General features: G+C 44.2%; 12 protein-coding genes and 1 riboswitch. Of the genes, 6 read left to right on the forward strand and 6 right to left on the reverse strand.

Going from position 1 to position 12544, the window contains the following annotated elements; genetic code table 11:
* Positions 1–152: 152 nt before the first annotated feature.
* A riboswitch (TPP riboswitch) is annotated at positions 153–264 on the reverse strand.
* 132 nt (positions 265–396) lie between these two features.
* The 4 genes from EYR97_RS10225 to hemC are packed head-to-tail and all read right to left on the reverse strand — an operon-like array spanning position 397 to position 4465.
* Positions 397–1572, reverse strand: coding sequence for a heme biosynthesis protein HemY (locus tag EYR97_RS10225; RefSeq protein WP_131093724.1), 1176 nt, complete (start codon positions 1570–1572; stop codon positions 397–399).
* Complete coding sequence (locus EYR97_RS10230) at positions 1569–2753, reverse strand: uroporphyrinogen-III C-methyltransferase (RefSeq protein WP_131093725.1); 1185 nt, start codon at positions 2751–2753, stop codon at positions 1569–1571. Before EYR97_RS10230 ends, EYR97_RS10225 begins: the two co-directional genes overlap by 4 nt.
* A complete protein-coding gene (locus EYR97_RS10235) occupies positions 2754–3506 on the reverse strand; it encodes a uroporphyrinogen-III synthase (RefSeq protein ID WP_131093726.1) in 753 nt (250 codons plus the stop codon). It abuts the gene before it with no gap.
* Between the two features lie 20 nt (positions 3507–3526).
* Positions 3527–4465, reverse strand: coding sequence for a hydroxymethylbilane synthase (gene hemC / locus EYR97_RS10240; protein WP_131093727.1), 939 nt, complete (start codon positions 4463–4465; stop codon positions 3527–3529).
* Positions 4466–4698: 233 nt separating this feature from the next.
* Between hemC and EYR97_RS10245 the strand changes: the two genes are divergently transcribed.
* Positions 4699–5760, forward strand: a complete 1062-nt coding sequence (locus EYR97_RS10245; RefSeq protein WP_131093728.1) for a GGDEF domain-containing protein — start codon at positions 4699–4701, stop codon at positions 5758–5760.
* 31 nt (positions 5761–5791) lie between these two features.
* Here the strand turns inward: EYR97_RS10245 and EYR97_RS10250 are convergent, their stop codons facing one another.
* Entirely contained in the window at positions 5792–6463 is a 672-nt protein-coding gene (locus tag EYR97_RS10250) for an alpha/beta hydrolase (protein ID WP_131093729.1), read from the reverse strand.
* Between the two features lie 220 nt (positions 6464–6683).
* On the opposite strand from EYR97_RS10250, the gene gmk reads away from it, so the two are divergent.
* The 5 genes from gmk to trmH all read left to right on the forward strand — a co-directional run bounded on the left by gmk (position 6684) and on the right by trmH (position 11143).
* The gene (gene gmk / locus EYR97_RS10255; RefSeq protein ID WP_131093730.1) at positions 6684–7325 is read left to right on the forward strand and encodes a guanylate kinase; all 642 of its coding nucleotides are present in this window, start codon (positions 6684–6686) and stop codon (positions 7323–7325) included.
* Between the two features lie 167 nt (positions 7326–7492).
* Positions 7493–7765 (forward strand): DNA-directed RNA polymerase subunit omega, encoded by a 273-nt coding sequence (rpoZ, locus tag EYR97_RS10260; RefSeq protein WP_131093731.1) that lies wholly within the window; start codon positions 7493–7495, stop codon positions 7763–7765.
* 144 nt (positions 7766–7909) lie between these two features.
* Positions 7910–10021: a bifunctional GTP diphosphokinase/guanosine-3',5'-bis pyrophosphate 3'-pyrophosphohydrolase gene (gene spoT / locus EYR97_RS10265; RefSeq protein ID WP_131093732.1), complete on the forward strand. Its 2112-nt coding sequence runs from the start codon at positions 7910–7912 to the stop codon at positions 10019–10021.
* Positions 10022–10045: 24 nt separating this feature from the next.
* Positions 10046–10432, forward strand: coding sequence for a RidA family protein (locus tag EYR97_RS10270; RefSeq protein ID WP_131093733.1), 387 nt, complete (start codon positions 10046–10048; stop codon positions 10430–10432).
* A gap of 3 nt (positions 10433–10435) precedes the next feature.
* Entirely contained in the window at positions 10436–11143 is a 708-nt protein-coding gene (gene trmH, locus EYR97_RS10275; RefSeq protein ID WP_131093734.1) for a tRNA (guanosine(18)-2'-O)-methyltransferase TrmH, read from the forward strand.
* Positions 11144–11248: 105 nt separating this feature from the next.
* Here trmH and EYR97_RS10280 read toward each other — a convergent pair whose 3' ends face one another.
* Positions 11249–12529, reverse strand: a complete 1281-nt coding sequence (locus tag EYR97_RS10280) for a serine hydrolase (protein ID WP_131093735.1) — start codon at positions 12527–12529, stop codon at positions 11249–11251.
* Positions 12530–12544: the final 15 nt, after the last annotated feature.

Raw genomic sequence — 12544 nt, forward strand, 5'->3', positions numbered from 1 at the left:
TGCCCAGCGAAAAAATGATTCATGTAAATGCTAGTTACTGCTTCTTAACCGCATTCAACAAACCGTTTGACCGTGGTCGCCTATCGATACCTATTTCTATTGTTTCAGTTGTTCATCATCAACTGAGTAGCAGAAATATTCATGGTATTAGTACGTTATATTTTCTTGTTCCCTTCGCAGGTATTAGCCTGATCAGGTTCAACGGATCCCGCTTTCGCGGTCTCAGCTTACTGGATATCCAGTGAAGCACTCCGACAAGTAACTTGCTTTTTACTATATCTTTAAGTCGTGATGTTTGACAACCCTAGATCAAATTATTGCTTTGGCTTGATGATATTGAAATGCGACACCACACGACAATGTTGTCATTGCCGTGTGGTGGATAAAAGTAATCGCTTATTGCGGTAACTGTTGGCTTTCTTTGAAAAACTTAAGTGCAGTGACCGAATCTTGATTGCGTTCGTTAATAGCGGACAACAACAGTAAATCATCCTTGCGGGTTTTCAATTTAGTGGCCTTTAGCAGTGCTTTTTCTGCCAACATATCGTCACCGGAGTTGAACGCCACTTGACCCAGTGTTGAATAAAGCGCCACATTATTTTCATCCTGCTTTATCCAGCTTTCAAGCAGGCGTAGTGAAGGTGAAGAGTCTGGTAAATTCAACTGGGCAAAAAGCGGAAATAATGTTGCGTTTCGCCCGCGCTTTTGCCACTCGACCAGTAAGGTTTGTGCATCAGCATGCATACCTTGATCGAGCAATTGCTGAACGTACGCAGCGCGATAAGCGTCATCGTGACGCAATTTTCGAGGCAAGGTTTCCCAATACGCTTTGAGCTCAACCGCACCTTGTTTACTGGCAATTTCAGCAAATTTCCCTTTCGCAATACGCTGTGACCAACTGATATAAGCGTCCTTCGGCAGAGCCTTTCGCCACTGCCCAAGATTGTCTTGAAGTACCTGCCATTTGCCTAACTTGGCGAGAATTTGTGCCTTTAGCTGAACAACTTGTTTGTTGTCACGGAATTGTTCATCTAGCGCTTCAAGCTTCTCTAGCGCATCAGTGTACTTTTGCTCTGTAATATCGATACGCGCTTGCATGATGGTTGCTGGCACTAGCGCATTAGAAAATTCTATTGCTTGCTCTAAAAAGTAACGGGCTTTGGGTAAGTCACTATTGGTTAATGCAATTTGAGCAGACGCAAGATAGTTTACCCCTTCAAAATCACCGTTGGTGGTTTTACTTAGGGCTTTTTGTGCAGTCTCAAAGTCGCCCGACGCCATGGCGTGTAAGCCATCATAAAACGCTCGGCGGCGTTTACGTGCACCTAACGCACCAATCCATTTATGCGAACCGGTTATCAGGCTTAATGCCCACAGCACCAAGCGTGATAGTACATACCATGCGACCAATGCACCAATAAGTAAAATACCAAAGCTGATGATGTTCATCTCAACAGCGGTACTACCTAAACTAAACAGCACATACCCTTGGTCACCAAGTAACATTGGGCCAACAATTAGTGCTGCGACAAATGCGGCTAATACCGCAAGAGCAATTGCTAACCATCTCATAGTACGCTTGCTCCTTGACCAAATACTTGCTTAACACGACTGTCCAGTAAGCGTTCCAAAGGTTGTTGCGAGGCGAGTTCGCTAGGAATAGGGCGCGAAACATCCGTATTTAGTAAGTTTTGTAATGCACTCACAAAGCCACTTACTTGACTGGTTTGCGTATCAAATTTTTCAATCAACAAGGTTTGTGCATATTGCAACGACTGGTTGTACAACCCGGCATCACTTTGCAACGCAGCAGTTTGTGCGTGCATTAATTGAAGGCGTAATTGCTCTTTGACTAGAAACTGTGCTTCTAGTGATAATACTGGCTCAACAGGCCCTTCAATTGTCTTGATAGTAAGAAAATCATCGACCAATGAGCGCCATACTTTCGCGAGGTTGTCTTGCCAGTCGTCAGTTGAGTTAGACAGTGTGGTGTCTTGGGCATCAACAGCTTTTGGTTTTTCGAAGGTATCAAGGGGGAGTTTATCAATTTGCGCAATCATGCCGCTAAGTGCAAGGGCAACTGAGCTTTGTGATACAGGGTTTAATTGTTGTAGCGTTTGAATGTCTTCTGCCAGTGCTGCGCGAACGGGAAGCACAGACGGGTCTGCTAATGACTTTAAACGTTTGTCAGCGTTTACTAACAACAATATGGCAGTACGAACGTCACTCTCTAGCCACAATTTACGTCCCGCCATGCGAACTAAATAATCCGCCTCAGCAATAAGCCAGTCTGCGGGACGGCGACCTTCCATATTTTTAATTTGCTCCAACGCAGATTCTGTTTGAAGGGCCAAATTTGCATTTTGTGTTTGCAGCTCGGTAATGGCTTTTTCTAATTCACTATTAGATTTAGTCGCATCGCGAAGCGCAGCTGATAGCGTCGCGCGTTCACTTTCAATTGCCTTAATTTGATCAGTATTGGTTTGCTGTGCTGCGGTGATAGTCTGACTTGTAGATACCTGTTGCATATAATACCAATAGCCTGCACCAGCCATAGCAATGACACTGGCAAAAAGTATTAATACAACAAACCATAGCAACCCATTACCTGAGGACTTTGGTTTTTTCCCTTTGGTTGAAGAAGTGTCTGAAGTGCTTGGCGAGGTGTCGACAACATCGTTCTGTGTTTTGTCGCTCAATCTGTCGCTCAATAACACTTCATCTTTCGTTGTGCTCTCTTTATCGTTAGCCATTCAATACTCCCAGTTATCCTTTACCCAGGCAATCAGTGCCTGATCGGTGGCCCGCGAACACACTGAAACCCGCGTTGCCCCCATTTTAATTAACGACGCTGCTATGCGCTCACTAACACACACCCAAGGTAATGGAAGTAGTGCGTTACCGAAGTACGCTAACAATTGCATCGCCATTGATTCGCTTGTTGCGATAATGCCGCTAACGTCGCTTATTTTCCAGTATTTTGTTGAAATAGGGCTAGAAAGTTGCTCTCTTTTATAGACGCAAAAAATACTGATATCTAGCACTTTTCCAAGTTGTTTATGTCTGTTGCGAAGCCCCTGCTCAATAGCGTCACGGCCTCCTTCACCTTTAATAATAACGACGTGTTGCACGTTTTCATCATCAAATTGGTGCATTGCCAATATACCCTCAGACGTATGAGTACTTGGCGTTAACACGGTGGCACCTTTAATATTGGCTAATCCAAAGCGGAGCTTTCGCGCCGTTGCATCGCCAACGGCAATGAATATAGGAAGCGCTTGGCTTGTACTTTTAGCAACACTTGCCACAGCTGTTTCCACAGCATAAACACTGGTGACGATAACAATATCCACGGTGTTATCACGTAAAAACTGACGAGCAGCATCGCTTTCTGTTCTTACATACACAATGTCAGTAGTTGCAACACCCACAGCGTCAATTTCTGCTTGCTCAAAGGCAGCGGCACTGACATTGAGTTTGGGTAGTGGGCGCGTAAACAACAGCATCAGATAAACCTTTTTGAAACTCAGTTGTACAAGGCTCTTAAGATATCGCCCGCGCCTTGCGCAAGTAATGCTTCAGCTACTTCAATGCCTATTGATGTGGCGCTTTCTCGCGGTGCGGTGGCAGAAGCAAAAAGCAATTCAGTTCCGTCGGGCTTACCTACCATACCTGTAAGCGTTAAGCTGTCGCCATCCAATGTCGCGAAACTACCAATCGGCACCTGACATCCTCCTTCTAAACGTTCGTTCATCGCACGCTCGGCGGTTACGCGGGTGTTTGTATCGTCATGGTTTAATGCTTGAAGTAAAGCAATGAGTTCCTCATCATCGTTTCTACATTCAATACCTACCGCACCTTGTCCAACGGCAGGAAGTGAAATATCAGCCGTTAATGGCATGCGAATTCGAGAAGCCATTTCTAGGCGGATAAGGCCTGCAGAGGCAAGAATAATAGCGTCGTACTCACCAGCATCAAGCTTAGCCAAACGCGTGTTAACGTTTCCGCGCAAATCCTTAATCATAAGGTCTGGGCGATACTTTCTAATTTGGCATTGGCGTCGCAAACTCGATGTGCCGACTACGGCGCCCTGTGGCAATGCATCAATACTGTCGAAGTTATTCGAGACGAATGCGTCATAAGGGTTTTCTCGTTCGCAAATAGCGTGCAAACCAAATCCTTCTGGAAATTCAACAGGCACATCTTTCATTGAGTGAACAGCGATATCGGCGCGACCTTCTAACATGGCCACTTCTAGCTCTTTAATGAAAAGCCCTTTACCGCCAATTTTAGCCAGAGGGGTATCAAGAATTTTGTCGCCTTGGGTACTCATTGGCACTAATTCAACAACCATTGAAGGGTAGTGTTCCAATAGTTTGGCCTTCACATATTCTGCTTGCCAAAGTGCAAGCGCACTTTTTCGTGTTGCAATTCGAACGGTACGTGTGGTGTTGAGTTGACTCATGCTATTTCCAAAACAATAAATAAATTAACGACTAACCTTTCAAAGACATATGTAGATTAAACAGCGTGCCATTTCCGTATGCTGTTAGATGCGTTATGCCCTTTGGTAGTATACGCATTTTCTTGGTTAATGTTTGGAATTGCAAAGAGATTTCTGCTTGGAGATATGTTCCAGATCAGTCTATGCTGTGATTTTATTATGCAATTGAAATGTAAGTGGGGATTGCGGGCTGCATGGACACATCATCAATTCGACAACTATTGAGAGGTGCACAGCAAGACGAGGCTGAAGCTAAGCGCAGGCGTTTAACACTGTACTTTATATCTTATGTTGGCGGCATCATCATGGCCGTAATGGCATGGGTTAATATGGGTCGTGGTGATACTTTGTTAGTGGGCTCGCTAGCAGTATCTTCTGCGGTAGTGTTTGCTAACGTACTTCTTTCGCATATTTATTCCCGAAGCGATATTTTTTATTACATTGCTGGCGTCATTGTATTTTTTACTATCAATGCTTTGGTGTATACCGGCGGTCTACATAACACCGGTTTGTATTTTATCTATCCACTACTGTTTATTCAGATTATCGTCGTCACATTCAAGCCTGCTATTGTGTATGTGTCGGTAACAATGGGCGTGGCTATATTTATGCTGTTTCACCAAGACAATATTGCAGCAAACTACCCGCCAGAACATGTTTCACGTTTTCTTATCTCAACCCTTGCTTTTATTTGCGTAGCTTTTATCGGAGAGAATTTCTGGCACCAAAGTAGAAAGGCGCTGTTAAAAGAAAATCTAGAACGTATGCGCCAAGCCAATACAGACCCATTAACGAAATTACCCAATAGAAGGTTTTTAGAAGCGGTATTTTTTGAAAAGGCGATGCAAGATCCCACCGCTTACTTTCCTATCAGTGCCGTGGTTGTGGACATCGATCATTTTAAAAGAATTAACGACTCCTACGGGCATGATATTGGTGACGAAGCGTTAATTCACGTTGCCACTTTGATGAAAGATACGGTTCGAACAAGCGATATTGTTGCGCGCACAGGAGGAGAGGAGTTCCTTATTCTATTTCCACATGCAACGCTTACTCAAGCGGTAAAACTGGCAGAAAAGATACGAGCAACAATAGAACAAACCCCTTTTGAAAAAGGGGATATTCATCACGTGATTACAGCGAGTTTTGGCGTGGCGACGGCATTAACGGATAGCAACTTAAACGCCACACTCAAACAAGCAGATGACAACTTATACAAAGCCAAAGAACAGGGTAGAAACCGAGTCGTTGAATGAGTGGATAATGAATAGACTGTCTAGTGTGTGCTCAATCAAGCACCTTTTTTAGCCACAAACCTATATCAGTTAATTCTTGCATACACACATTGTGCTGCATGGTGTAGGTTTGCCATGTGGCATTAAAATTGTTCTCTTTTAGGGCGTTGTACGCTGCGTTGCCCATGAAAACAGGAACGACTTCGTCCTCTTCTCCGTGAGCCATCATGATGGGGGTATCACGGTTGATGTCTATAGCATCCTTCGCCAATAAATCGGGCTCACACATATAAGTAGACAAGGCCAATACGCCGGCCAGTTTTTGGCCAAAACGGGGAGCTAGGTGTAATGCAATCACACCACCTTGTGAAAAGCCCGCCAATACAATTCGATTTGCGGGAATTCCACTTTCAATTTGTGTGTTTATTAACTGCTCGACTTGTGCCGATGACTCTTGCACACCACCTAAGTCAGCCCGACTTTTAAAATCCAGTGATTTGATGTCGTACCAAGCGCGCATTCGCATGCCGTTATTTATGGTAATAGGGCGCTCAGGCGCATGTGGAAATATAAATTTTACAGCCATAGATGCTGGCAGTTTTAATTCGGGGACAATAGGCGCAAATCCATGGCCAGAATCACCTAATCCGTGTAGCCATATAACACAAGCGTTTGGTGACGCAGATGGGCTAACCTCTACGAAAGGAAGAAGTTGCTGATTCATTCTGTTAGTTCCTTTAATAAGTATCGTTTCCTGAAGTTCACAATACGGCAAATTAGATTCATGAACTCTTGCTGTTATTATTTTTTATTTTCCAAGCGAAACATCACTTAATTTTACTGTGCAAAACAGCGCGTTAAACATTCGCTATTACGGCAATACTGTTTACTATGCTATCATTGCGTTTCGAGATCATCATATTTTAAAAGAATTTTAATACTCTATGGCTTTACAACTTGGCAATCTCTTCATTCTTGCAGCGCCCTCTGGTGCGGGTAAATCAAGTCTCATAAAAGCATTGATGGAAAAGTATGAGGGTAATACCCATTCACCCATGCAGGTGTCCGTGTCTCACACCACTCGACAGCCTCGACCTGGTGAAGTCGACGGTGTTCATTATCACTTTGTGAGCCGAGAAGAATTTGAAGCGCTTATCGAGCAGGGTGTCTTTTTTGAATACGCTGAGGTGTTTGGTAACTATTACGGTACGTCACGCGTGACAATTGAGCAAACGTTGCATCGCGGTATTGATGTATTTTTAGATATTGATTGGCAGGGCGCACGCCAAGTAAAAGCGTTAATGCCAGATACTTGTGGTATCTTTATCCTTCCACCTTCATTAGAGGTGTTAGAGCAACGCTTGACTAATCGTGGTCAAGACAGTGAAGAAGTGATTGCTGGGCGCATGTCTCAAGCCGTGTCTGAAATGTCACACTTTAATGAATTTGACTATGTGATAGTAAATGATGATTTCGCAACGGCCCTAAATGACCTTGAGGCTATTGTGACGTCTCAGCGTTTGAGAAGCATTAAACAGCAAATGCGTTATCAACCATTGTTAGATGAATTACTGGGTACTGCTTAAGTTAGGTTTTACCCACTTAGAATATTGAAATTGTTTTTAAAGTGCGGCGATCAAAGTGATCGCGCTGCTTTAATTTCAAACAAAACACTAGGATCGCGTATGACATCTGTGTATACTACGCGGCCGTTTTTTGAATTACTTGCTCAACCTAATTTTCGGAGAAATACATGGCTCGCGTAACTGTAGAAGATGCCGTAGATAAAATTGGTAACCGCTTTGACCTAGTGCTTGTTGCCGCACGTCGTGCGCGTCAAATTGCCACTGGAGGCAAAGATCCTATGGTTGATGTTCAAAACGACAAGCCAACGGTTACAGCGCTGCGTGAAATTGAAGAAGGTTTCGTAACTGCAGCAACCCTAGAGCAAGCTGAGTTACAAGCGCAAGAACAACAAGAACATGTTGAATTTGCGTCAGTTGCTAGCATACTTTCTGATCAGTAAAAACTCCCTTTTAAGGGCTTTTACAGGTTATTTGGCGCCAGTGCTTTGAAAAAAGCACTGGCGCTTTACTTTTGGCGTATTGGCTTATAGCGCAATAAAACGTATTCTAAACACTGTAACGTTATTCAAGGGTCATGCTGCACTGTGTATTTGTTTGAAGGTTTAAAGCAAAAAGTAATTGAGTATTTACCAGCCGATCGGGTACAGCTGGTGCAAGATGCTTTTGTTCTGGCGCAAGAGGCGCATGACGGCCAAATGCGTTCAAGCGGCGATCCTTATATTACACACCCAGTTGCAGTTGCGGGTATTCTTGCTGACATGCACCTAGACCATGAAACTATCATGGCTGCACTACTTCACGATGTAATAGAAGACACTCACTACAGTCAAGAAGACCTAGCTGAGGCATTTGGCAATACGGTGGCTGAATTGGTTGAGGGCGTCAGTAAACTCGACAAACTCGCTTTTAGTACCAAACAGGAAGCACAAGCAGAAAACTTCCGCAAAATGATGATGGCCATGGTGCAAGACATCAGGGTTATTCTGATCAAGCTAGCCGACCGTACGCATAATATGCGTACTTTGGGTTCACTTCGCCCAGACAAGCGACGTCGTATCGCTTTAGAAACACTAGAAATATACTCGCCTATTGCCCATCGTTTGGGTATTCACGATATCAAAAATGAGCTTGAGGATTTAGGTTTTCAGGCCATGTATCCAATGAGACATCGCGCGCTTAAGTCGGCTGTACGTCAAGCACGAGGCAACCGAAAAGAAATTATCGAGAATATTCGAGAAGAGCTGAATACACGGTTACAGGCATACGAAATAGAATCTGATGTACTGGGGCGCGAGAAGCACCTTTATTCCATTTATCGTAAAATGAAAAACAAAGAACTGATGTTCAATGAGGTAATGGATATTTATGCGTTTCGTATCGTGGTGCAGTCGGTTGACAATTGCTATCGCGCACTAGGTGCAATGCACGGTTTATATAAGCCCATCGAAAATCGCTTCAAAGACTATATCGCTATACCTCGAACTAATGGGTATCAGTCTTTACACACCTCACTTATTGGCCCGCACGGCATTCCTGTTGAAATTCAAATTCGTACACAGGAAATGGATCAAATGGCCGACAAAGGTGTGGCGGCGCACTGGTTGTACAAAGAGCCTGGTGACAATGGCACCACAGCACAATTGCGAGCTCGTAAGTGGATGCAAAGCCTGCTTGAACTTCAGCAATCAGCGAGTTCATCTTTCGAGTTTATTGAATCGGTTAAGACTGATTTATTCCCCGATGAAATTTACGTATTTACACCCGATGGACGCATCATCGAACTACCGATGGGCGCAACTGCCGTAGATTTTGCCTATGCGGTGCACTCTGATGTGGGAAATACCTGTGTAGGTGTACGTGTAGAGCGTAGAAACTTCAGCTTAAGTAAGCCACTTGAAAATGGACAAACGGTTGAAATTATTACCTCTCCTAAGGCAAAGCCGAATGCCAATTGGCTCAATTTTGTGGTGAGTGCTCGGGCGCGCACGCGTATTCGTCAGTACCTGAGGAAGCAACATTCCCAAGAAGCGGTAAATATGGGTAATCGTCTGTTGCGCCATGCATTAGGTGCGGTGAAATTAGACGAAATTCCGCAAGAAGATATTGACCGTGTAGTGGCTGAGACAAAGCACGACAGCTTTGACGATTTACTCGTAGATATTGGCCTTGGCAACGAACTAAGTGCCATTGTGGCTCGCCGTTTATTAGGAGAGAGCACATCTGATCTTTCTGATAAAAAAGGCAATGTGGCCATACGCGGAACGGAAGGTTTGTTGGTGCATTATTCGCGCTGTTGTCACCCAATTCCCGACGACGAAATTGTGGCTGTTTTAAGCCCAGGGCGAGGAATGACTATTCACCAAACAGGCTGTAATAACATTCGCAAGCTCACTAAAGAAGAGCCACAGCGTGTACTGCCTATGCAATGGGATGATGAGCCTCAAGGCGAGTTTAAAGCGTCACTACGCATAGAGCTGTTTAATCACCAAGGCACACTGGCAACATTAACTAACACTATCTCAGGGTGTGATTCTAATATCATTGGTCTGCAAACTGAGGAGAAAGAGAGTAATATTTACTTTATTGACTTAGAACTCACTACGCACAATCGTGTGCACTTGGCCCGCGTAATGAAGAAAATTCGTACCATGCCTGAGGTTCAAAAAGTCTCACGTCACAGTAAATCTCGACACTAATTTAAAACATATTTAGGAAATATTATGTCTAAGTCTATTATTCAGACCGATAAGGCACCTGCTGCTATTGGTACTTACAGCCAAGCTGCTAAAGCAGGTACTACGGTTTATTTATCGGGCCAAATTCCACTGGTACCAGAAACCATGGAAATGGTGTCTGAAGAGTTTGAAGCGCAGGCAGTGCAAGTATTCGAAAACATCAAAGCGGTTTGTACTGCAGCTGGTGGAACCATGAATGATTTGGTGAAGGTAAATATCTTCCTTACTGACTTGAGTCATTTTGCAAAAGTAAATGAGATCATGAGTCAGTACTTCAATAAGCCTTACCCTGCGCGTGCAGCAGTACAAGTGTCTGCGTTACCTAAAGGGGCGCAAATTGAGATTGATGGTGTTATGGAGTTACCGGAGTAAGCCATGTCACCTGAGCGTTACCAGCGTATAAGAAACGTGCTGGATAGAAGACAAACGGATTTAACCGTTTGTCTTGAAAATGTGCACAAGCCACATAATGTGTCTGCTGTTGTGCGAACTTGTGATGCAGTTGGTATTCACCGCGTCCATACGGTATGGGAAGAGAAATATCAGTTTCGTCGCGGAACGGCGATGGGCAGCCAGCTATGGGTTCGCCAAACGAATCATGACAATATTCAAGATGCAATGACGGCCTTAAAAGGGCAAGGAATGCAAGTACTTGTCACCCATTTGTCTGATACTGCCATAGATTTTCGCGATGTAGATTACACTAAACCTACCGCTATTTTGTTCGGTCAAGAGAAGTACGGTGCTACCGATGAAGCCATTGCTATGGCCGATCAGGACATCGTTATTCCGATGATGGGCATGGTACAATCGCTAAATGTATCGGTTGCCGCTGCCTTGGTGTTGTATGAAGCGCAACGTCAGCGCACTATTGCAGGTATGTATAATACTCAGCATTTGCCAGAAGCTGAATGTCAGGCACTCGCTTTTCAAAACGGCTACCCCAAGCTATTTAAGCTTTGTCAGCGCAAAGGGCTTCCATTCCCGCCAATCAATGAGTTGGGCGAAGTTGCCGCCGAAGACAGTTGGTGGCAAGAAATGCAAATTACCCAAGCTGAGGCTAATGCGCTCGAGGCCAATTAGTAAAAAGCGAAAAGCCTTAAGCACAGTGCCATAATTTGGTTTTAAAGCCTCGTTATGGCACCGTCTTAGTGCTTAGCAACACTCGTAGCTCTGCACAGTAAAATCTCACTCGCTTTCGCTTTTGTTTTGCTGTGTTGACACAATGCTGGAATCTAAAAACAGGCGAATTATGTCGCCAACAATACTGCTAAATTCTTGAAACTCGGCTGTATTAGTATTTATATTAACAGCTAGTGACAGCTTGTATTTGGGTACAACTACCAAAAAGCTTTGGGCTCCTCTGGATACACCGCCGTGGTGTGCGTACTTAACCTCTTCATCATTATTCAATGTTAATGTATGTATCCTCCAACCAATGCCGTAATTTTGCGGGTTCACTTTGCCACTGTTAAGCACTTGTGGTGTCCAAAACTCAGTGCGTATCGACGGCTCAACAAAGCTATCATTAAGAAACCCTTGCCCAAGCTTTGCTAAGTCCTTAGAGGTAGACAGCCAACCACCGCCGGCAAGTCTGTGACTTAAGTCAACACTTCGCCAGACGCGCACGTTTTTTTGCTCACTTCTATCCTGCCAATAGAAGGTGGACGATGACTTGTCTGCCGTACTTTGACCTTCAGGCATTGTATTGCTCATACCAAGAGGGCTTAACACTTGTTGTTGCATCCATTGCTGATAAGTCTGTTCCACACTGTTTTGCATAGCCGAGCTGAGAAGAACAGTGCCAAGACTTGAATAGTAAAATTGCTCGCCAGGTGTAGATAGCAATTCACTGTCGTCAAACAATGAAACCGCATCATCAACATTGTCGTAGTGGGTATTTAGGGTAATTGATTTTAGCAAGCCGTAGCGGTCTGTATTTTCTTTATAATGAGGCATGCCAGCACTGTGTGATGCCAAAAGGCGAGGTGTAATGTTTGCCCATTCAGGGTTTGGTAAAGAAGTGAAAATAGCGCTCAAAGGGGTATCAAGGGCGATGTGGTTTGATTGTACCATGCGTGCAAGACCTGTAGATGTGAGTGCTTTTGATGTGCTACCTATGCGCAGTTTTGTGTCGGCAGTCATAGCCTGCTCACTTTCAATATCTGACCACCCAGACGCTGCTGCCCAAACAAGTTTCTGGTCGATTGCTACAGCAATAGAAAGCCCCGGTGCGTTTATTTTCTTCCTATGTTCACCAATAAGTGCTTGGGCATTTTCAGCAATTTGCGCTAGGTCTCGCTGGTGTAATTCGCTGTATTGCGGAGCCTCTTCCGGTATCGATATGTCACCCCATGGCACTAACATTGGCACTTTATATCGGTGTGCATAAAACTGGTAAATAGGAAGAGAAAAATAAATAAAGAGACTAGTGATCACAATGAAGATGACCGATTTTTTGTATTTCATTAACGCGTACTCATA

The organism is Alteromonas sp. KUL42, assembly GCF_006538325.1.
Taxonomy (GTDB): domain Bacteria; phylum Pseudomonadota; class Gammaproteobacteria; order Enterobacterales; family Alteromonadaceae; genus Alteromonas.